This window comes from Mycobacterium sp. NGS66, assembly GCF_059812225.1.
Genome location: NZ_JCALCG010000002.1, coordinates 98,529 through 120,374, shown reverse-complemented (window position 1 = coordinate 120,374; position 21,846 = coordinate 98,529). Strand labels below are relative to the sequence as shown.

Annotated in this window: 16 protein-coding genes; 7 read left to right on the top strand and 9 right to left on the bottom strand. The window is 67.2% G+C overall.

Going from position 1 to position 21,846, the window contains the following annotated elements:
• On the top strand, positions 1–642 hold the full coding sequence (locus AC5Y2L_RS05100; RefSeq protein ID WP_499933199.1) for an LppP/LprE family lipoprotein: 642 nt from the start codon (positions 1–3) through the stop codon (positions 640–642).
• Between the two features lie 42 nt (positions 643–684).
• Positions 685–4,107 carry a TM0106 family RecB-like putative nuclease gene (locus AC5Y2L_RS05095; protein ID WP_499932841.1) on the top strand — a complete coding sequence of 1,141 codons (3,423 nt, stop codon included), beginning with the start codon at positions 685–687 and terminating at the stop codon, positions 4,105–4,107.
• Between the two features lie 9 nt (positions 4,108–4,116).
• Here AC5Y2L_RS05095 and AC5Y2L_RS05090 read toward each other — a convergent pair whose 3' ends face one another.
• Complete coding sequence (locus tag AC5Y2L_RS05090) at positions 4,117–5,907, bottom strand: MFS transporter (protein WP_499932843.1); 1,791 nt, start codon at positions 5,905–5,907, stop codon at positions 4,117–4,119.
• 227 nt (positions 5,908–6,134) lie between these two features.
• Here AC5Y2L_RS05090 and AC5Y2L_RS05085 point away from each other — a divergent pair, with 227 nt between their 5' ends.
• From AC5Y2L_RS05085 to AC5Y2L_RS05075, 3 genes are all read left to right on the top strand, one after another.
• Positions 6,135–6,890: a hypothetical protein gene (locus AC5Y2L_RS05085; RefSeq protein ID WP_499932845.1), complete on the top strand. Its 756-nt coding sequence runs from the start codon at positions 6,135–6,137 to the stop codon at positions 6,888–6,890.
• A 197-nt stretch (positions 6,891–7,087) separates the two neighbouring features.
• Positions 7,088–10,849, top strand: a complete 3,762-nt coding sequence (locus AC5Y2L_RS05080) for a multifunctional oxoglutarate decarboxylase/oxoglutarate dehydrogenase thiamine pyrophosphate-binding subunit/dihydrolipoyllysine-residue succinyltransferase subunit (protein ID WP_499932846.1) — start codon at positions 7,088–7,090, stop codon at positions 10,847–10,849.
• An 89-nt stretch (positions 10,850–10,938) separates the two neighbouring features.
• Positions 10,939–11,775 (top strand): SDR family NAD(P)-dependent oxidoreductase, encoded by an 837-nt coding sequence (locus AC5Y2L_RS05075; protein ID WP_499932848.1) that lies wholly within the window; start codon positions 10,939–10,941, stop codon positions 11,773–11,775.
• Between the two features lie 106 nt (positions 11,776–11,881).
• On the opposite strand, the gene AC5Y2L_RS05070 is transcribed toward AC5Y2L_RS05075, so the two are convergent.
• From AC5Y2L_RS05070 to AC5Y2L_RS05060, 3 genes are read right to left on the bottom strand one after another with little or no spacing between them, the layout of a single operon-like run.
• The gene (locus AC5Y2L_RS05070) at positions 11,882–12,745 is read right to left on the bottom strand and encodes a glycine betaine ABC transporter substrate-binding protein (RefSeq protein ID WP_499932849.1); all 864 of its coding nucleotides are present in this window, start codon (positions 12,743–12,745) and stop codon (positions 11,882–11,884) included.
• An 11-nt stretch (positions 12,746–12,756) separates the two neighbouring features.
• Entirely contained in the window at positions 12,757–13,935 is a 1,179-nt protein-coding gene (locus tag AC5Y2L_RS05065) for an NAD(P)-dependent malic enzyme (RefSeq protein ID WP_499932851.1), read from the bottom strand.
• A gap of 54 nt (positions 13,936–13,989) precedes the next feature.
• Positions 13,990–14,979, bottom strand: a complete 990-nt coding sequence (locus AC5Y2L_RS05060; protein WP_499932853.1) for a malate dehydrogenase — start codon at positions 14,977–14,979, stop codon at positions 13,990–13,992.
• Between the two features lie 153 nt (positions 14,980–15,132).
• Here AC5Y2L_RS05060 and corA point away from each other — a divergent pair, with 153 nt between their 5' ends.
• A complete protein-coding gene (corA, locus tag AC5Y2L_RS05055; protein ID WP_499932855.1) occupies positions 15,133–16,236 on the top strand; it encodes a magnesium/cobalt transporter CorA in 1,104 nt (367 codons plus the stop codon).
• Here the strand turns inward: corA and AC5Y2L_RS05050 are convergent.
• The 5 genes from AC5Y2L_RS05050 to AC5Y2L_RS05030 form a co-directional block, all read right to left on the bottom strand.
• Positions 16,208–17,404: an ABC transporter ATP-binding protein gene (locus AC5Y2L_RS05050; RefSeq protein ID WP_499932856.1), complete on the bottom strand. Its 1,197-nt coding sequence runs from the start codon at positions 17,402–17,404 to the stop codon at positions 16,208–16,210. The genes corA and AC5Y2L_RS05050 overlap by 29 nt on opposite strands.
• Before the next feature lie 4 nt (positions 17,405–17,408).
• On the bottom strand, positions 17,409–18,242 hold the full coding sequence (locus AC5Y2L_RS05045) for a carbohydrate ABC transporter permease (RefSeq protein ID WP_499932858.1): 834 nt from the start codon (positions 18,240–18,242) through the stop codon (positions 17,409–17,411).
• A complete protein-coding gene (locus AC5Y2L_RS05040; RefSeq protein WP_499932859.1) occupies positions 18,243–19,130 on the bottom strand; it encodes a carbohydrate ABC transporter permease in 888 nt (295 codons plus the stop codon). It lies immediately after the preceding gene.
• Between the two features lie 106 nt (positions 19,131–19,236).
• Positions 19,237–20,634 carry an extracellular solute-binding protein gene (locus AC5Y2L_RS05035; RefSeq protein ID WP_499932861.1) on the bottom strand — a complete coding sequence of 466 codons (1,398 nt, stop codon included), beginning with the start codon at positions 20,632–20,634 and terminating at the stop codon, positions 19,237–19,239.
• Position 20,635: 1 nt separating this feature from the next.
• Positions 20,636–21,157 carry a YflT domain-containing protein gene (locus AC5Y2L_RS05030; RefSeq protein ID WP_499932863.1) on the bottom strand — a complete coding sequence of 174 codons (522 nt, stop codon included), beginning with the start codon at positions 21,155–21,157 and terminating at the stop codon, positions 20,636–20,638.
• A 140-nt stretch (positions 21,158–21,297) separates the two neighbouring features.
• Between AC5Y2L_RS05030 and AC5Y2L_RS05025 the strand changes: the two genes are divergently transcribed.
• Positions 21,298–21,846, top strand: a complete 549-nt coding sequence (locus tag AC5Y2L_RS05025; protein WP_499932865.1) for a DUF4190 domain-containing protein — start codon at positions 21,298–21,300, stop codon at positions 21,844–21,846.

Below are 21,846 nucleotides of genomic sequence, written 5' to 3'. Positions count from 1 at the left end.
ATGCCCCGAGACCCGGCCGCGCCTGCGACATCTGTCACCGCCGTGGCGGTACGGTGCTTCGATGTGTGGTCGTTACCTTGCCGCGCAGAGTTGCTGACGGGCCTTTCCGCCGCCCTGTTTCTCGCACCGGCGCTGAGCGGCTGCGGTTCGGGTGACTCCACGGTTGCCAAGACGCCGCATCCCACCGCGTCGATCACCGCCCCCGCCGCGAGCGCGCCGGCACCGACGTCCGCCGTACCCGGCACCACTTCCCCGCCGGACCCGTGCGCCGTCAACCTGGCCTCCCCGACGATCGCCAAGGTGGTCTCCGAGCTGCCCCGCGATCCGCGCAGTCACCAGTCCTGGAACCCCGAGCCCCTGGCGGGGAACTACAACGAGTGCGCCCAGCTGTCGGCGATAGTGATCAAGGCCAACACCAACGGCGACCATCCCACGACGCGTGCGGTGATGTTCCATCTCGGCAAGTACATACCGCAAGGGGTGCCCGACACGTACGGGTTCAACGGCATTGACACCTCGCAGTGCACCGGCGACACGGTGGCGTTGACGTATCCCAGCGGCGTCAACGGCCTGGGCACCCGGGTGAAGTTCCGGTGGAACGGCAACGGGGTTGAGCTCATCGCCAACACACCGGGTGCCTGAACCACGCACCGCCTGTCGGTGCCCCCACCTACAGTTGCTGCTGTGTTCGTCATCGGCGACAGCCCTGCCCAAACAGTCGTGTACAGCGCGTCGGATCTGGCCGCCGCCGCTCGGTGCGAGTACGCACTGTTACGGGATTTCGACGCCAAACTGGGTTGGGGTCCGGCCGTCGATGTTGCCGACGAGCTGCTGGCGCGCACCGCCGCGTTGGGTAATGAGCATGAGCGGCGCCGGCTCGACCGACTGCGCGAGGAGTTCGGCGGTGAGATCGCGATCATCGGTCGTCCGCCGTACACGTTCGCAGGCTTGACGGCCGCCGCCGAGGCGACCCGGCGCGCGATCGCCAAAGACGCCCCGGTGGTCTACCAAGCCGCCCTGTTCGACGGGCGCTTCGTGGGGTTCGCCGACTTCTTGGTGCGCGACGGCCGCCAGTACCGGGTGGTCGACACCAAGCTGGCCCGCTCCGCCAAGGTCACCGCGTTGCTGCAGCTGGCCGCCTATGCGGACACCCTGGCCGATTCGGGTGTCGCGGTGGCGCCGGAAGCCGACCTGGAACTCGGCGACGGCAACGTCACCCGCCACCGCCTGTGCGACCTGATCCCGGTATATCGAGCCCAGCGCGCCCGGGTGCAGCGCCTCCTCGACGAGCACCACGCCGGCGGTGTCGCGGTGCGCTGGGACGACGAGCGGGTGGCAGCATGCCTGCGCTGCGACCTGTGCACCGAACAGTTGCGCGCCGCCGACGACGTCCTGCTGGTCGCGGGGATGCGGATCAGTCAGCGCGAGAAGCTGATTGACGCCAAGATCACCACCATCTCCGAACTGGCCGGCCACCACGGCCCCGTGCCCAACCTGGCCGCCACCGTCGTCAGCAACTTGACCGCACAAGCCAAGCTGCAAGTGCGCCAGCGCGACACCGGTGTACCGCAGTACGAGATCGCCGACCCGCAGCCGCTGACGCTGCTGCCCGAGCCCGACCCCGGTGACCTGTTCTTCGACTTCGAGGGCGATCCGCTGTGGACGGCCGACGGCCGCGAGTGGGGGCTGGAATACCTGTTCGGCGTCCTGGAGGCCGGGCCGACCGGTGCTTTTCGCCCGCTGTGGGCGCATAACCGGGTGGACGAACGCCAGGCGCTGATCGATTTCCTGGCGCTGGTGGCCATGCGCCGCAAGCGCCGGCCGAACATGCACATCTACCACTACGCGCCGTATGAGAAGACGGCGCTGCTGCGGCTGGCCGGACGGTACGGCGTCGGCGAGGACACGGTAGACGACCTGCTGCGCAACGGTGTGCTGGTAGACCTTTATCCGTTGGCGCGCAAGAGCATTCGCATTGGCGCGGAGTCGTACGGTTTGAAGGCGCTGGAGCCGCTGTATATGGGCGGGCAGCTGCGGTCCGGTGACGTCACCACCGCCGCCGACTCCATCACCGGCTATGCGCGCTACTGCGATTTGCGCGCCGAGGGCCGCCCCGACGAAGCCGCGGCGGTGCTCCGCGAGATCGAGGAATACAACCACTACGACTGCGAGTCGACTCGAAAACTGCGCGATTGGCTGCTGATGCGCGCCTGGGAGGCCGGTGTCATACCGGTTGGGGCCCAACCGGTTCCCGACGGCGGCCGGATCGAAGGCCACGACCAGCTGACGACGACGCTTGCGGCGTTCACCGGTGACGCCGCCGTCGGGCAGCGCAGTCCCGAGCAGACCGCGGTCGCCCTGGTCGCCGCGGCTCGCGGCTACCACCGTCGGGAAGACAAACCTTTCTGGTGGGCGCATTTCGACCGGCTGAATTTTCCGGTCGACGAATGGGCGGACAGCACAGACGTTTTCGTGGCCAGCGACGCAGAGATCACCGTCGACTGGCATACCCCGCCCCGAGCCCGCAAACCGCAGCGACGAGTCCGCCTGCGCGGTGAGCTGGCCCGCGGTGACCTGAAGTCGGAGGTGTTCGCCCTCTATGAGCCGCCGGCACCCGCCGGCATGACCGATAGCCCGGACCGACGGGCCGCGGGCAACGCTGTGGTGGTCGAGGCGGACGACCCGACCCTACCCACCGAGGTCGTCATCGTGGAACGAGTCGGCAAGGATGGCAACACCTTTCATCAGCTGCCGTTCGCGCTGACCCCGGGGCCGCCGGTGCCGACAACTGCGCTGCGGGATTCGATCGAGTCGACGGCTGCCGCAGTGGCGGAGGCGCTGCCGCAATTGCCCCGTACGGCGCTGTTCGACATCCTGCTGCGCCGGCCGCCCCGTAGCCGTAGCGGTGCCGGGCTGCCGCGTGGCAGGGACATCGTCGACGACATCACCGCGGCGGTTCTCGACTTGGACGCGTCGTATCTGGCCGTGCACGGACCGCCGGGAACCGGTAAGACGTACACCGCAGCGCAGGTGATCACGCGGCTGGTCACCCAATCCTGCTGGCGCATCGGCGTCGTCGCGCAATCACACGCCGCGGTGGAGAACCTGCTCGGCGCGGTGATCGATGCCGGTTTGGATCCGCAGCGGGTTGCGAAGAAACCTTCTGACCACCGCCCCACCCGCTGGCAGCAGCTCGACAGCGACCACTACCCCGCCTTCATTGCCGACCACGCGGGTTGTGTAATCGGGGGCACCGCATGGGATTTCGCCAACCCCAACCGCGTGCCGCCGGCCAGCCTGGATCTGCTGGTGATCGACGAGGCGGGCCAATTCTGCCTGGCCAATACCATCGCCGTTGCGCCTGCGGCCGGCAATCTGCTCTTGCTCGGCGACCCGCGGCAGCTGCCGCAGGTCAGCCAGGGCACTCATCCCGAACCGGTCGACCGATCGGCGTTGGATTGGCTGGTCGACGGCCAGCGCACACTACCGGAGGAACGCGGCTACTTCCTGGACCGCTCGTATCGCATGCACCCGACGGTCTGCGCCGCAGTCTCCAGGCTGTCCTACGACGGCAGACTGCATTCGCATACCGAACGCACCGTCGCACGCCGCCTCGACGGGTATGAGCCGGGCGTGCGCGTGGTTTCCGTTCGGCATCAAGGCAATTCCGTCGACTGCCCGGAGGAGGCCGACGTCATCACGGCCCATATCCGGCGACTGCTCGGCGCCGCGTGGACCGACGAGCACGGCACCCGGCCGTTGGCCGCCGCCGATGTGCTGGTGCTCGCGCCGTACAACGCCCAGGTGGCGCTGCTGCGCCGGCGGTTGACGACGGCAGGGCTCGGCGCGGTCCACGTCGGAACCGTGGACAAGTTTCAGGGCGGGCAGGCGCCGGTGGTCTTCGTCTCGATGACCGCGTCGTCCATCGCCGAGGTGCCACGTGGCATCTCCTTCCTGCTCAACAGGAATCGACTCAACGTCGCGGTCAGCCGGGCACAGTACGCGGCGGTGATCGTGCGCTCGGCGTTGCTGAAGGATTACCTGCCCGCCACCCCGGCCGGTTTGGTGGACCTGGGCGCTTTCCTGGCGCTGAGCCAGCCGCCGTAGGGTGACGCGTCAGCCGTCGCGGGACAACGGACCGTCCGGGTCGAAACGCTGACGACGGCTGCGCTGCGCGTCGTCGTCGACCCGCAACAGCCCGTCGACACGACGGGTTCGCCGATCCGCGTCGACACGAGAGCCGTTGTGCGCGAAGCCAATCGGCTCGACGGGTGCACTCCGGCCGACGGCCGGGCGGTGGTACTGCGGGTCGTGCTGCCGTCGCGATGGTTGCATCCGCGGCGCGACGTCGGGTTCCCGTAGCAATATGTACTCGACATACGGATCGTCATCCTCGTCATCGTCCCAGTCGACTGCGTCATCCTCGGGCTCGCGAGTGCGCTTGAAGTCGACCAGAAACAGGGCTGCGACGACACCGAGCAGGCCGACGAACGCGGGCAGCAGCACCGACTGCGACATCGCCGCCGAGAACGGCTCGCGCACGAACTCTGGCAGTTGCAGGCCGCGCTGGCCGGCCGCCGAAGCTCGACCGGGCATTTCGGCGCTGATCCGCGACGTCATGAATGCGGCCATGCCGGCGCTACCGAGCACCGCTCCGAGCTGCCGGACGGCGTTGTACACCCCGGAGCTGGCGCCGGCCAGCTGCGGCGGCAGGTTGCGCGTCGCGGTCGCGGTCAGCGGCGACCATACGAACGCCATCCCGACGCCTATGCCGGTGAACGGCAACAGCAACCGCCAGATCGGCGTGCCCGGCGTCATTTCGGTGGACAGCCACGTCAGCGAGATCGCCAAAGCCGAAAAGCCGAAGCCGAGCACCGGTAGCGGGTGGCTCCTGTCGACGATGCGGCCGGCAAGCGGCGCCAGCACCCCGTTGGCGATCGCCATTGGTGCGATCAGCAACGCCGAGCGGGTCGGGGACAGCCCGCACACGCCCTGCGCATAAAAGGCAACCGGCAGCATCATCGCTGTTGTCGCGAACGCGACAATCGCCACCCCGACGCCGCACAGGCTGAAGTCGCGGTCGAAAAAAATGTCCAGCGGGATCAGCGGTTCGCCGGTATGCATGGACTCCCAGTACACGAAGGCCACCATGAACCCGACGCCGGCGACGATCACCGCCCAGATGCCCGGGTCCCAGCCAGCGGCCTGTCCCTGCTGCAGCCCGAAGACGATGAGGAACATGCCCACGCCGGACAGCGCGACGCCGACCAGGTCGAACTGGTGCGCCTGGACCGGCAGTTCCGGCATCAGCCACCCGGCCAACGCCAGACCGACGATGCCGATCGGGACGTTGACGAAGAAAATCCACTCCCAGCCCAGCCCGTCGACCAGCAGGCCGCCGGCCAGCGGGCCCACCAGGCTGGCGACACCGGCAGTGGCGCCCCAGAGGCTGGCGGCGACGCCGCGCCGCTGCGGCGGGAAGATCCGGGTGATCGTCGACAAGGTCTGCGGGGTCAGCACCCCGGCGCCGACTCCTTGCACCACTCGCGCGGCGATCAGCATCGCGGCACTGCCCGACAGCCCGCACCACAGCGAAGCGACGGTGAAGACCGCCAGGCCGATCAGGTAGAGCTTCTTCGGGCCGAACCGGTCACCGAGCCGGCCGGCGACCAGCAACACCACCGCATACCCCAGCAGGTACGCGCTGGTCACCCACACCACGGCGGCGTAGCCGGCGTGCAGGTCGGCCATGATGGTCGGATTCGCGATGGCGACGATGGTCGAGTCGACCATGATCATGAAGAAGCCGATCATCATCGCCCACAGCGTGCTCCACGAGTTGACGGGACGACTGAGCCCCGCGCGGCCCCCAAGCGCCCGGGGCCGGCGTGCCCAGCCCGTGGTCATGGATCCACCTCGTTCGTTCGCGATCTATTGGCGGCTACCGAAGAGCTAACGCCAAATGTGGCCGACAACCGGCCCGCGTCGTGATTGACCTTAGCTCGACGGCCCACGTCGTCCCAGGTGGGCAGGTGGCCGAGGACGACGAGCAGGTTTTGACCAGGGCACTTAGTCAGCCCGTTGCGCGTTAGCCTATGGACTAGCTAGGGACAACCCATTCCCAGGAGAGGAATATGAGCGCCCGACGGAGCAAGTCCAAGCCGGACCACCTGCCGGCCACCAAAGACGGCCGACCCAAGGCGTCCGCGCGCGCATTGGCCCAGATCATCGAGCGAAGCGCGCGGATACAGGGCCCGGCGGCGCAGGCGTATGTGGCCCGGCTGCGGCGTGCCCACCCGTCCGCCGGCCCCGCCGAAATCGCGTACAAGCTGGAAAAGCGCTACCTGGCCGCGTTGACCGCCAGCGGTGCGGCGGTGGGTTCGGCCGCGACGTTCCCCGGGGTCGGAACGTTGACCGCGCTGTCCGCGGGTGCCGGGGAGACGGTGTTCTTCCTGGAAGCCACCGCGCTGTTCGTGCTGGCCACGGCCGAGGTGTACGGCATTCCGGCCGACCACCGGGAGCGCCGCCGCGCGCTGGTGCTGGCGGTGCTGGTCGGAGACGACAGCAAACGTGCCATCGGTGAGCTGATCGGCCCCGGACGCACCAACGGCGGCTGGCTGGCCGAGGGTATGGCCTCGCTGCCGATGTCGACGTTGGCGCGGCTGAACACCCGGATGCTCAAGTACGCCGTCAAGCGATACGCGGTCAAGCGCGGCGCTCTGCTGGTCGGCAAGATGCTTCCGGTCGGCGTCGGAGCCGCGGTCGGTGGCGTCGGCAACCGCATCGTCGGCAAGAAGATCGTCAACAACGCCCGTCAGGCGTTCGGCGTCCCGCCCGCCCGCTGGCCGGTCACCCTGCACCTGTTGCCCGCCGTCAACGAGGCCGGCTGACCCTGTCGCCACGGTGTCCCGGTCTGCGCTCGCGGACAGGCGCAAAGCGTTAGCCTTTAGAGGTCGGCGATCTTCCGGGCCGCCGCGGGCATGAGGTATCCCGTCCGGTCGGGGTGCCGTAGATGGCAGCGCTTGTGAGGATCTCGCCGGACGCTTGCAGGCGATACTCGGAAAAGGAATCGAGGCGAACAGCGGCCGTGAGCAACACAGGTTCACCATTCGGGCAAAACGAATGGCTGGTCGAGGAGATGTACCGCAAGTTCCGCGACGACCCCTCTTCGGTCGATCCGAGCTGGCACGAATTCTTGGTTGACTACAACCCGGAAGCGGCCGCCGAATCCGCTTCGGGAGCCGACGGGCAGCCGGCCCCCGCGGCGACAAAACCCGCGACATCCCCCGCCCCGGCGGCCCAGCCGGCCGCCGCCCAGCGCAGCGAAACCGCGCCCGCCAAACCGGCCGCCCCGCCCGCCGCTAGCCCACCGCCCGCTCCGGCCGGCAATGGCACGACCGCCGCGACGGCTCCCTCCGGGCCCGCCAAGGCCAGTACCCCACCGCCGGCCCAGGGTGACGAAGTCCAGGTGCTGCGCGGCGCGGCCGCGGCCGTCGTGAAGAACATGTCCGCCTCGCTTGACGTGCCGACCGCGACAAGTGTGCGCGCGATTCCGGCCAAGCTGCTGATCGACAACCGGATCGTCATCAACAACCAGCTCAAGCGCAACCGCGGCGGCAAGATCTCGTTCACGCACCTGCTGGGCTTCGCCATGGTGCAGGCCATCAAGAAGTTCCCCAACATGAACCGGCACTACGCCGAGGTCGACGGCAAGCCCACCGCGGTCACGCCGGCGCACACCAATCTGGGCCTCGCTATCGACCTGCCCGGCAAAGACGGCAAACGTGCCTTGGTGGTGGCCGGCATCAAGCGTGCCGACACTATGCGGTTCGCCGAATTCGTCTCCGCCTACGAAGACATCGTGCGCCGCGCGCGCGACGGCAAGCTGACCGCCGAAGACTTTGCCGGAGTGACGATTTCGCTGACCAACCCCGGGACCATCGGCACCGTGCACTCGGTGCCGCGACTGATGGCCGGCCAGGGCGCGATCATCGGCGTCGGCGCGATGGAGTACCCCGCCGAGTTCCAGGGCGCCAGCGAGCAACGCATCGCCGAACTGGGTATCGGCAAGCTGATCACGCTGACCTCGACCTACGACCACCGCATCATCCAGGGCGCGGAATCCGGTGATTTCCTGCGCACCATCCACGAGATGCTGCTCTCGGACGACTTCTGGGACGAGATTTTCCGCGAGCTGAGCATCCCGTATCTGCCGGTGCGCTGGAGCAAGGACAATCCGGACTCGATCGTCGACAAGAACGCTCGCGTCATGGAGCTGATCGCCGCGTACCGCAACCGCGGGCACCTGATGGCCGACATCGACCCATTGCGCTTGGACAGCACCAGGTTTCGCAGTCACCCCGACCTGGAGGTGCTCACCCACGGCCTGACGCTGTGGGACCTGGACCGAGTGTTCAAGGTCAACGGTTTTGCCGGTGCGGAGTACAAGAAGCTGCGCGACGTGCTGGGCCTGCTGCGCGACGCCTACTGCCGCCACATCGGGGTGGAGTACACCCACATCCTCGACCCCGAACAGCAGGAGTGGCTCGAGCAACGGGTCGAGACCAAACACGTCAAACCCACTGTGGCGCAACAGAAATACATTCTGAGCAAGCTCAACGCCGCCGAGGCGTTCGAGACGTTCCTGCAGACCAAATACGTCGGGCAGAAGCGGTTCTCGCTGGAAGGCGCCGAGAGCGTGATCCCGATGATGGACGCAGCGATCGACCAGTGCGCCGAACACGGCCTGGACGAGGTGGTCATCGGCATGCCGCACCGCGGCCGGCTCAACGTGCTGGCCAACATCGTCGGCAAGCCCTACTCGCAGATCTTCACCGAGTTCGAAGGCAACCTGAACCCGGCGCAGGCGCATGGCTCCGGCGACGTGAAATACCACCTCGGTGCCACCGGCGTGTACCTGCAGATGTTCGGCGACAACGACATTCAGGTTTCGCTGACCGCCAACCCGTCGCACCTGGAGGCCGTCGACCCGGTGCTGGAGGGTCTGGTCCGGGCCAAGCAGGATCTGCTGGACCACGGAGCCAGCGACAGCAACGGCGAGAAGGCCTTCTCGGTGGTGCCGATGATGCTGCACGGCGACGCCGCCTTCGCCGGCCAGGGCGTGGTCGCCGAGACGCTGAACCTGACCAACCTGCCCGGCTACCGCGTCGGCGGCACCATCCACATCATCGTCAACAACCAGATCGGGTTCACCACCGCGCCGGAGTTCTCCAGGTCCAGCGAGTACTGCACCGACGTCGCCAAGATGGTCGGCGCGCCCATCTTCCACGTCAACGGCGACGACCCGGAGGCCTGCGACTGGGTGGCGCGGCTGGCGGTGGACTTCCGGCAGCGGTTCCACAAGGACGTCGTCATCGACATGCTGTGCTACCGGCGCCGCGGGCACAACGAGGGCGACGACCCGTCGATGACCAACCCGGTCATGTACGACGTCGTCGACACCAAGCGCGGGGCCCGCAAGAGCTACACCGAAGCGCTGATCGGCCGCGGCGACATCTCGATCAAGGAGGCCGAGGACGCCCTACGCGACTACCAGGGCCAGCTGGAAAGGGTCTTCAACGAGGTCCGCGAGCTGGAGAAGCACGGCGCCAAGCCGAGCCTGTCGGTGGAGTCCGACCAGATGCTGCCCGCCGGCCTGTCCACCGCGGTGGACAAGTCGCTGCTGGCCCGCATCGGCGACGCCTTCCTGGCCCTGCCCGACGGGTTCACCGCGCACCCGCGCGTGCAGCCGGTGCTGGAAAAACGCCGGGAGATGGCCTACGAGGGCAAGATCGACTGGGCGTTCGCCGAGTTGCTGGCGCTGGGCTCACTGGTCGCCGAAGGCAAACTGGTGCGGCTGTCCGGACAAGACACCAAGCGCGGCACCTTCTCCCAGCGGCACTCGGTGATCATCGACCGCAACACCGGCGAGGAGTTCATGCCGCTGCAGCTGCTGACGACCAACAAGGACGGCACGCCGACCGGCGGCAAGTTCCTGGTCTACGACTCGCCGCTGTCGGAATACGCCGCCGTCGGCTTCGAGTACGGCTACACCGTGGGCAACCCGGACGCCGTCGTGCTGTGGGAGGCGCAATTCGGAGACTTCGTCAACGGCGCACAGTCGATCATCGACGAGTTCATCAGCTCCGGCGAGGCCAAGTGGGGACAACTGTCCACGGTGGTGCTGTTGCTGCCGCACGGGCACGAGGGGCAAGGGCCCGACCACACGTCCGGCCGGATCGAACGCTTCCTGCAACTGTGGGCGGAGGGGTCGATGACGATCGCGATGCCGTCGACTCCGTCCAACTACTTCCACCTGCTGCGGCGCCACGCGCTGGACGGCGTGCGTCGCCCGCTGATCGTGTTCACCCCGAAGTCCATGCTGCGCAACAAGGCCGCGGTCAGCGACATCAAGGACTTCACCGAGATCAAGTTCCGCTCGGTGCTCGAGGAGCCCACCTACGAGGACGGCATCGGCGATCGGGGCAAGGTCAACCGGATCCTGCTGACCAGCGGCAAGCTGTATTACGAGCTGGCCGCCCGCAAGGCCAAGGACAACCGCGACGACGTCGCGATCGTGCGGATCGAGCAGCTGGCTCCGCTGCCCAAGCGCCGGCTCGGCGAGACGCTGGACCGCTACGAGAACGCTCGGCAATTCTTCTGGGTGCAGGAGGAGCCGGCCAATCAGGGGGCGTGGCCGCGGTTCGGTCTGGAGCTGCCCGAGCTGTTGCCGGACAAGCTCAGCGGCCTCAAGCGCATCTCCCGCCGGGCCATGTCGGCGCCGTCGTCGGGCTCGTCGAAGGTGCACGCCGTCGAGCAGCAGGAGATCCTCGACACCGCGTTTGCCTAGCCCGCCCGCGAGCGTGCGTAAAGTGTCAGCGACAACGGCGTGTCGGCGTACAACCATGCACGCTCGCGCAGGGAGGAAGTGAGGGTCTTATGCAGGGGTTCGCCGGAAAAGTCGCCGTGGTCACCGGCGCCGGCTCGGGGATCGGTCAGGCGCTGGCCATCGAACTGGCCCGGTCCGGCGCCAAGGTCGCCATCAGCGACGTGAACACCGAAGGGCTGCAGGAAACCGAGGAACGGCTGAAGGCGATCGGCGCGTCGGTCAAATCGGACCGGCTGGACGTCACCGAACGCGAGGCGTTCCTGCTGTACGCGGACGCGGTCAACGAGCACTTCGGCAAGGTGAACCAGATCTACAACAATGCCGGGATCGCGTTCACCGGCGACGTCGAAGTCAGCCAGTTCAAAGACATCGAACGGGTGATGGACGTCGACTTCTGGGGCGTGGTGAACGGCACCAAGGCATTCCTTCCGCACCTGATCGCGTCCGGCGACGGCCACGTCATCAACGTCTCCAGCGTCTTCGGCCTGTTTGCCGTCCCGGGTCAGGCGTCGTACAACGCCGCCAAGTTCGCCGTCCGCGGGTTCACCGAGGCGCTGCGGCAGGAGATGATCTTGGCCGGCCATCCGGTAGGGGTGACCACGGTGCACCCCGGCGGCATCAAGACCGCGATCGCCCGCAATGCCACCGCCGTCGAGGGGCTGGACCCCGAGCAGCTGGCAAAGCTGTTCGACAAGCGGCTGGCCCGCACCAGCCCGGAGGCCGCCGCCCGGACCATCTTGGACGCGGTTCGCAAGAACAAGGCCCGGGTGCTGGTCGGCGTGGACGCCAAGGTGTTGGATGCGCTGGTGCGGATGGCCGGTCCTAACTACCCGCGGCTGTTCGGCCCCGTCGTGGGCCGGATCATGCCGACGTTGCAGCAGCACTGACCTTCCGCGCAGCGCGCTGTTCATCGAGACTGCGGTGAGGGCGCGGTTTCGGGCCTTGGGCCAGCCCTCACCGCAGACTGGACGCCACCAGCGCAGTCTCACGCAGTCAGCTTCGGCCGAGTGGATGTTCGCCCAGCCATCCGTCGGCCACCGCTTGGGGATCGGAGCCGGCAGTCACTCGGCGGCGCATCTCGGTCAGGGCCGCGGTGTCCAGCACGCCGGCCACTTCGTTGAGCGCCAGCAGCTGGCGATCCTTCAGCGCATTGCGCCGATACAGCGGTACCACGTTCTCGGCCTGGATCAGCGGGGGTTTGACGTCGGCCAGCACGACGAACTCGGCGGGAACGTCGGGATCGGCGGTGGTGGTCCAGGCCGCGGTCAGCTGCCCCGCCCGCAGGGCGGCCCATAGTTGTGTGCCGCCAGGGAATTCGCGGGGGGCGGGCATTCGGCAGGTTCCCACCCAGGGCGGCGGCTGGAAGCCCGTGACGATTCCCGCCGCCAAGCCGTCGCAATGGCCGGCCAGAGCGGACAGGTCGTTGCCGCCCCAGGCGGCAGCGGTGGCCGGGGTGACGGCCAACGCGGGTTTGTCCTCGGCGGAAGTGGTGTAGTCGCCCGCGACGATGCCTTCGGGCAGCATGGCGATCATCGCGCGATAGACCTGGCTGTCCGACGTCACCGCCACGCCCGGCTTCAGCCGCTGCAATACCCTTCCGGTGAAAACCGGGACCACCGTGAACGCTCCCGAATCCAGTTCGGCCATCGGGTCTGCGTGGGTTTCGGCGCGCGCCGCAAAGCCGTATGAGCGCAACGCCGAAACATAGAGGTCGGCCAGCAGCCTGGATTCGGTATCGGGCTCAGAGCCCACCACCACCTCGGGCGCGGAATGGTGGATGGCCCAGCGACCCGAGGCGCAGCCCGGCACCGAAAGCACCAGGGTCAACAGCAGCGCCGCCAGCCTGCCGACTCTCACACCCGAACGCCTCAGGCGTCTGACGTCTCGGCGGCTCCGGCCACCGCGGCGGCCACCGCTTCCCCGACACGCAGGTCCAGCGGGCTTGGCACGATGCGGTCCGGCGCGAGGTCGTCGCTCACGACGGAGAAGATCGCCTCGGCGGCGGCCACCATCATCTTCTCGGTGATCTTGCGAGCCCCGGCATCCAGCGCTCCGCGAAACACCCCCGGGAACGAGAGCACATTGTTGATCTGGTTCGGGAAGTCGCTGCGTCCGGTGGCCACCACGGCCGCGTGCTTGGCCGCGACCTCGGGGTGAATCTCGGGGTCGGGGTTGGACAGCGCGAACACCACCCCGTCGGGCGCCATGGTGGCGATCAGCTCCTCGGGCACCACACCCGCCGACACCCCGAGGAACACGTCGGCCCCGTCCAGCGCTTCCACCATGCCGCCGGTGAGCCGGCGGGGATTGCTGCGGCGGGCCAGATCGTGCTTGACGCTGTTCATGTCGTCGCGCCCGGCGTGCAGGATGCCCCGCGAATCGAGCACGGTGATGTCCGAAATCCCCATGGCCAGAAGCAGATTCGAGCACGCGATGCCGGCGGCCCCGGCCCCGGACACCACCACCCGCAGTGAGCTCATGTCGCGGCCCAGCAACTTCGTGGCACCCATCAGCGCCGCCAGCACGACGATCGCGGTGCCGTGCTGGTCGTCATGCATCACCGGGCAGTCCAGCGCCTCCACCACGCGACGCTCGATCTCGAAGCAGCGCGGAGCGGAGATGTCCTCGAGGCTGACCGCACCGAACGTCGGCCGCAGCCGCACCAAGGTTTCGACGATCTCGTCGGGATCCTTGGTGTCCAGCACGATCGGGATCGAGTCGAGGCCGCCGTATGCCTTGAACAGCGCGCTCTTGCCCTCCATCACCGGCAGGGCGGCGGCCGCCCCGATGTCGCCGAGCCCGAGCACGGCACTGCCGTCACTGACGACGGCCACCAGCCGATTGGACCAGGTGTAGCGCGTCGCGAGGGTGTGATCCGCGGCGATCGCGCGGCAGACCTGGGCGACGCCCGGGGTGTAGGCGATCGACAGTGCGCGCTGAGTGTCCAGCGGAGCCTTCAGGGCGACGGAAAGCTTCCCCCCTACGTGTGCCTCGAAGATCTCCTCGTCGGTGATGACGACCCGAGGATTTGCTGGCTGCTCCGACACGGCCCCCACAGTACTCAGCCGGTCATCGAGCCGTGATCTCCCCACCTCACGCCGCTAGATCAGGCCAAGCTCGGTGACCGCGTTGCGCTCGTCGGCCAGCTCGGCGGTGGACTTGTCGATCCGCTCGCGGGAGAAGTCGTCGATGTCCAGGCCCTGCACGACCGTCCAATTGCCGTCCTTGGTGGTCACCGGGAACGACGAGATCAGCCCTTCCGGCACGCCATAGGAGCCGTCGGAGACGACGGCCATCGAGACCCAGTCGCCTTGCGGGGTGCCGAGCAGCCAGTCCCGGGCGGCGTCGACGGTCGCCGATGCGGCCGAGGCCGCCGAGGACGCACCGCGTGCCTCGATGATCGCCGCGCCGCGCTTGGCGACGGTCGGGATGAAGTCGTTCTCGATCCAGGCCTGGTCGTTGACCACCTCGGCGGCGTTCTTATCGCCGACCTCGGCGTGGAAGATGTCGGGGTACTGGGTGGCCGAGTGGTTGCCCCAAATCGTCATCTTCTTGATGTCGGTGACCTTGGCGCCGGTCTTGCGGGCCAACTGGCTGATCGCGCGGTTGTGGTCGAGGCGGGTCAGGGCGGAGAACCGCTCCTTGGGGATGTCCGGCGCATTGCTCATCGCGATCAGCGCGTTGGTGTTGGCCGGGTTGCCGGTCACACCGATCCGGATATCGTCGGCGGCAACCGAGTTGAGGGCTTTGCCCTGGGCGGTGAAGATCGCGCCGTTGGCCTCGAGCAGGTCGCCGCGCTCCATGCCCTTGGTGCGTGGACGCGCTCCGACGAGCAGGGCCAGGTTCACCCCGTCGAAGATCTTGTCGGCGTCCGCACCGATCTCGACGTTGGCCAGCAGCGGGAACGCGCAGTCGTCGAGTTCCATGACGACGCCCTCGAGCGCCTTGAGCGCGGGCTCGATCTCGAGCAGGCGCAGCTCGATCGGGCGGTCCGGACCCAGCAGCGAGCCGCTGGCCAGGCGGAACAACAGGCTGTAGCCGATCTGGCCGGCGGCGCCGGTGACAGCGACCTTCAGAGGAGTTGCGCTCACGTCGGGGTGCTCCTTAGGGAGAATTCGATCTGCTTGGTTTCGGGTCGAAACTAGCGCACGGCCGACGTCCGAAATTTTGCCAGGTCGCTTTGTGCCAGGACGCGTACCATAAAGCACCGCTCGATCGGACCAGCACCGCGATCGGAGGTTGATGTGTTCCCAGGCTTTGACGCGTTGCCGGAAGCGCTGCGACCCGTCGCCCGGGCCCGCAGTTTCGCGCCGCACGTTCACCCCGATCCGAGACCCGCGCAGCCGCTGGTTGACTGCGGCGTCTACATCGAGGGCCGACGACAGCCCGGCAAATACAGCTACGCCCAGGCGTTGAACACGGTGCGCGAGATTGCGCTGACCGGGCAGGGCGCCTTCGTCTGGATCGGGTTGCACGAGCCGGACCAGGGCCACATGCAGGAGGTGGCCGACGTATTCGGCCTACACCCGCTGGCCGTTGAGGACGCCGTGCATGCCCACCAGCGGCCCAAGCTGGAGCGATACGACGACACGCTGTTCTTGGTGCTGAAGACCGTCAACTACGTTCCGCACGAGTCGGTGGTGCTGGCGCGCGAGATCGTGGAAACCGGCGAGGTGATGATTTTCGTCGGCAAGGACTTCGTGATCACGGTCCGGCATGGCGAACACGGCGGACTGGCCGACGTGCGCAAGCGGATGGACGCCGATCCCGAGCACCTGCGGCTGGGCCCGTATGCGGTGATGCACGCCATCGCCGACTACGTGGTGGACCACTACGTGGAAGTGACCAACCTGATGGAGTTCGACGTCGACAGCGCCGAAGAAGTGGCCTTCGCTCCGGCCCGCAACGTGGACGTCGAACCGATTTATCTGCTCAAACGGGAGGTCGTCGAGCTGCGGCGGTGCGTGAGCCCGCTATCGGCCGCATTCCAGCGCATCCAGACCGAGAACAAGGACCTGATCTCCAAAGAGGTTCGGCGTTATCTGCGCGACGTCGCCGACCACCAGACCGAGGCAGCCGACCACATCGCCGCCTACGACGACATGCTCAATACGCTGGTGCAGGCCGCGCTGGCGCGCGTCGGCATGCAGCAGAACAGCGATATGCGCAAGATCTCGGCGTGGGCCGGTATCGTCGCCGTGCCCACCATGGTCGCCGGGATCTACGGCATGAACTTCCACTTCATGCCCGAGCTGAACGAGAAGTGGGGCTACCCGACGGTGGTCACCGCGATGGTGCTCATCTGCGTTTTCCTCTATTTCAGCTTCCGAAAGCGGGGCTGGTTGTAGGGCGCGCAGGCGCGGTCAGGTTGACCCCGGAGGCGGCGTCGAAAACAGCCAGTTTGGTGGCGTCGAGAGCCAACTCGATCGACTGGCCGAGGGCCGCCTTCGATTCGGCGGGAAGCCTTGCCACGAAATGCTTCTCGTGCGATTCGGACTCAGCGTCGAGCTCATCCAGTTGCGCCGCGTGCACGTCGCAGCCCGCGGTGGTGAAGTACACGTATTTGTCCGCGCCCAAGGACTCGACCAGGTCCACCGTGACCTCGAAGACCAGTGCCTTGATGCGCTGGTAGCCGTCGATCAACGCCGCGTCCTGGATGTGCTCCGGCCGTACCCCGACGATGATGCCCTCCGGATTCGGCCGGCTCGCGATCGCCTGATGGACTTCGGGTGCCGGCAGCGCTTCGCCGAACGGCAACCGCAATCCGGTCGGGGTCGGTGTGGCGGGAAAGAAGTTCATCGCCGGCGACCCGATGAACCCTGCGACGAACAGATTGGCGGGGTGCTCGTAAAGCTCTGTGGGCGTGCCGATCTGCTGTGCGACCCCGCCGTGCATCACCACCACCCGGTCGCCCAGCGTCATGGCCTCCGTCTGGTCATGGGTGACGTAGACGGTGGTGGTGCCCAGCCGCTTCTGCAGCCGGGCGATCTCGCCGCGCATCTGTACCCGCAGTTTGGCGTCCAGATTGGACAGCGGCTCGTCCATCAGAAACGCCTTGGGATGACGCACGATTGCCCGGCCCATCGCAACCCGCTGCCGCTGCCCGCCGGACAGCTGAGCGGGCTTACGGTCCAAAAGCTCAGTCAGGTCAAGGATTTTCGCCGTTTCCTCCACTTTTTGGGCGATCTCGGCTTTCTTCAGCTTCGCCAGCGTCAACGGGAAGGCGATGTTCTGGCGGACCGTCATGTGGGGATACAGCGCGTACGATTGGAACACCATCGCGATGTCCCGGTCCTTGGGCGCCTTCTCGTTGACCCGCTCACCGCCGATGCGCAGCTCCCCCGAGGAGATATCCTCAAGCCCGGCAATCATATTCAGCGTCGTCGTCTTGCCGCAGCCGGACGGCCCGACCAAGATCAGGAATTCTCCGTCGGCGACGGTGATGTTGAGGTCGTGCACGGCCGTGTGGCCGTCGGGGTACGTCTTGTTGACGTGCTCCAGCACAATCTCGGCCATCGCGCTATCCCTTCACAGCGCCAGAGGTCAACCCGGCGACAATTCGTCGTTGGAAGATTAAAACAAACACGATGATCGGCACGGTGATCACCATCGCGCCGGCTGCGATCGATCCCGTCGGCTCCTCGAATTGCGAACTGCCGGTGAAGTTCGCGATCGCCACCGGCGCGGTGATCGCCGCCTTGGTGGCCGTCAGCGACAGCGCGAGCAGCAGGTCGTTCCAGGCGAAGATGAACACCAGGATCGCCGCCGTCACCAGACCGGGCGCCGCCAGCGGCACGATCACCCTGCGGAAGGCCTGACCTGCGGTGGCGCCGTCCATCTTGGCGGCCTTTTCCAGGTCCCACGGGATCTCCCGGAAGTACGCCGACAGCGTGTAAATGGCAAGCGGCAGAGCGAAAGTGATGTACGGCAGGATCAGCCCCGGCCAGGTGTCGAACAGGCCGATGAACCGCTCGATGTTGAACAATGGCGTCACCAACGAGATCGCCGGAAACATGGTGATCGACAACGTCATACCGATCAACAGCCGCTTGCCCGGAAAGTTCAGCCGGGCGATCGCGTAGGCCGCCAGCGCGCCGAGCCCGACCGCGATCGCGGTGGTGGTCAACCCGATCCCGACGGAGTTCACCAACGCCGAGCTGAAGAACTCGCCGCGGAAAATACCCCGGTAGTTGTCCAGCGTCACCGACGACGGAATCAGCTTGCCGTCCTTGACCGTTGACGTCGGCTTGAGTGACAGGCTGAGCATCCAGAACACCGGAAGCAGCGCGTACACCACGACCAAGCTGTCGACCACCGCCCAGAAGGCGGCCCGCCGCGCACATCCAGTGCCCATCTAGCGCCCCTCGGATCCGGGCGCTGCTGCAATTTGATGAACGCCGAAGAACTTGACGAACACCAGCGCGATGATCCCCACGCACACGAAGATCAGCACGCTGATCGCCGAGCCCAGGCCCACGTTGAAACCCTTGAACAGGTTGTCGTAGCCCAGGATTGACACCGACTCGGTGTTGTTCTCCCCCGAGGTCAGCACGTAGATGTTGTCGAAGATGCGAAAGGCGTCCAGCGTCCGGAACAACAGAGCGACCACCACCGCCGGCTTGATGATCGGCATGGTGATCTTCGTCAGACGACGCCAGGCACCCGCGCCGTCGACCTGCGCGGCTTGCAGCAAATCCTCGGGCACCAGCGCCAATCCGGCCAGCAGCAACAGCGCCATGAAGGGGGTGGTCTTCCACACCTCGGCCAAGACCACGATGCCCAGCGACGGGATCTGTTCGGTCAGCGGCGCTTGGGGAAAAGATGAGCCTTGCGGCAGCAAGTTGGCCAGGTACCCGGTGCCCGGCGTCCAGGCGTAATACCAGCTGTACGAGGCGGCCACCGTCACGATGCCGTACGGGATGAGCACCGCGGTGCGCACCAGCCCCTTGCCGATCAACGTCCGGTGCATCACCAACGCCAGCGCCAGGCCCACCACGAACTCGATGGACACCGAAACCACCGTGATCGCCAACGTCACCGCAAGCGCGGTCCACCAATAGCGGTCGGTCAAGATCTCTTGGTAGTTGCCCAGGCCGATGAACGCGGTGTCGTTGGGGGTGGCCAAGTTGTTGCGCTGCAGGCTCAGCCACATCGCGTAGCCGATCGGATACGCCGTCACCGCCAGCATCAGCGTCGTCGCAGGCGCGATCAGCAGGAAAGCCAGTCCCCGCTCGCGCATCATAAGCGCCGCTCTCCCCCGCAAGCGGGAGGTGCCCCCACCTCATCGCTGCGTCCCCCTCGCCGCTGCGCGGCTGGGGGTGCCCCCACTGCGTCGTCGCCGGCGCGCATCAAGGCAACAAGCCTTTGCCGTCAATGGCTTTTTGCACTCCGACGGCGAGTTCGTCGGCGGTCCGCTCCGGATCGATCGCGGTGATCGGGCTCAGCGCCGACGAAAGCCGGATGGACACCGCCTGATAGACCGGCGTCGCCGGGCGCACGGCCGCGTCAATGAGCTGCCGCCGGATGACGTCGTACATCGGATACTTCGCCTGAAACTGCGGGTCGGAGTACAGCGAGGCCCGAACCGCCGGCAGGCCCCCTTCGATCGAGAGGTACTTCTGGTTGGCCAGGCTGCGCAGGCACCGCACGGCCTCGAAGGCTTCGGCCTTGTGCCGGGTAGTCCGGGCCACCGTCAAGTTCAACCCGCCGATCGTCACCTTGGCCGGCTTGCCCGGCGACACCGCCGGATACGGCGCGAACCCGAACACCTTGCTGGCGGCCGCATAGGCGATACGGAACTGTTCGCCCGACGGGGTGAATGTTCCGGCATTGTCGATGCTGCCGGCCAATTCCGGCAGCCGGTTGAGCGGCAGGAAGGGCACGCCACCCTTCACCGCGTTCTCCAGCATGGACGCCAATACGTACGGCCAGTTGACCTCCAGCGCGGCATGGCCCTGCTCGACCGCCAACCTCGCGGTGCCGCCGTCGGTCCGGGTGATCGACGGGTCGGCTCCGGGCGCGGTGGCCACCGACTTCAGGATCCGCAACGCGGAGACGGTGGCGGCCCGGTGCTCGGCGGTGTCGGTCAGGGTGACGCGGCGGCCGTCTTCGGACAGGACTTGACCCCCCGCGCTGGCCAGCAGCGTGTTGAACCACACCACCAGCCCCTCTCCCTCGTTGGCTTGGACGGCGATCCAGCTGGGTCCGCCCGCGTCGTGCAACCGCGTCGCCTCGGCCACCACGCCGTCCCAGTTCTCCGGTGGATGGTCTACCAAATCTGCGCGGTACCAAAGTAATTGGGTGTTGGTGGTGACGGGTGCGCCGTAGAGCTTCTGCTTCCAGCGGGCGGTGGCCAGCGGGCCCGGCAGGGTGTCGTCGGTGGCGTCGGCCTCGGCCAGGCCCGCCGGATCTTCGGACAGCGGCAGTGCCCAGCCCGCCTCGGCGAACTCCGCTGTCCACACCACGTCCATGGCCATCACGTCCAGCGTGCGGTCGTTGCCGGTCAGCCGCCGGGCCAACTGGAGTCGCTGCACGTCGGGAGATCTGGGCAAGCCGACGTGCTGGATGGTGAAACGTCCGCCGAACTGCTGGTTGCAGCGCTGCGCGAGCGCGGTGAACGTCGCGGCGTCGGTGGCCGGCGTGTACAAGCTGACGACCAGCTCCGAACCGCCGGACCGGCAACCCGATAGCAGTACCGCGGCGGTCAGCGTGGCGCGAAAGGCGGCCGTCAACCGCCTGCGACTCACGTCAGATCGCCAGGCGCGCCAACAGATCCCGGGCCTTCTCCGCGTTCTGCGGATCGCAAAGGACGTCGTAACGGCCCGCCACCAACTGCATGGTCGAGCTGAAATCCCTGGTGCCACGCGCCATCGCGTACGGGACGGCAGAGGTGATCAGTCCGAAGAACACCCCGGCGACCACGCCGGTGACCAGCACGGCATATGAGCCGCTGAAGATGCTCAGCACCAAACCGATGAACAGGCCGAGCCACGCTCCGCTGAGCACACCGCCGCCGAGCACTTTGGGCCAGGTCAGCCGGCCGGTGACGCGTTCCACCTGCATCAGGTCGACTCCGACGATGGTCACCTGCTGAACGGGGAACTCCTGGTCGGACAGGTAGTCGACGGCGCGCTGCGCCTCGGCGTAAGTGGGATACGAGCCCACCGGCCAACCTCTGGGCGGCGTCGGCAAACCCGGTATACCTCGACCCCCGGCCGCGGCGCCCGGCGTTGCGCCGGGAACTTGGCCGGGCTGGAAAGGACTAGTCATCGGTCCACATTCTCCTCTGTTCCCGATCCCCTGCGGCCATCGTTCCACCTTCGGCGAGGTCTGCGCCAACGACACGATCTCGCCGCCGGGCCGGAGCTCTTGGACGTCGCAGCAGCGCCCCGATGAGTTAGGTTGATCGCATGACCGGTCCCGGCGGCCCGTACGGGCAGGACGACGACGCGACCCGCGCTGCGCCGATGCCCCACGGCGCTCCCTGGGAACCGCCGCCGGTCGACTACCCGCACACCGACCATTCGCCGCCCAGTTACCCCGGGTATGCGGCCAACCCGCCCGGGTACCAGCAACCGGGATACGGCTACCCGCCCCCCTATCCGGGCGCGCCACCCCCCAGCTACCCGCCCGCACCGGCATATCCGGGCGCCTACAGCCCATACCAGCCCGGCTACCCCGCCCCGTCATCCGGGACCAGCGGGCTGGCGACCGCGTCGCTGATCACGTCGATCGCGGGGGCGTTACTCGGCATTCCCCTGACGCTGTTCTGCTACCTCGGTTGGGTGATCCCCATCGTCGGTATGGTGCTCGGCATCGTCGCGGTCAACCAGATCAAGCAGACCAACCAACCGGGCCGCGGGATGGCCATCGCCGGCATCGTGATCGGGGGCGTCGGAATTGCGCTTGTCTTGATCGCGGTCGTGATCTTCGTCGTGATCATTGCGCACGTGCACTGA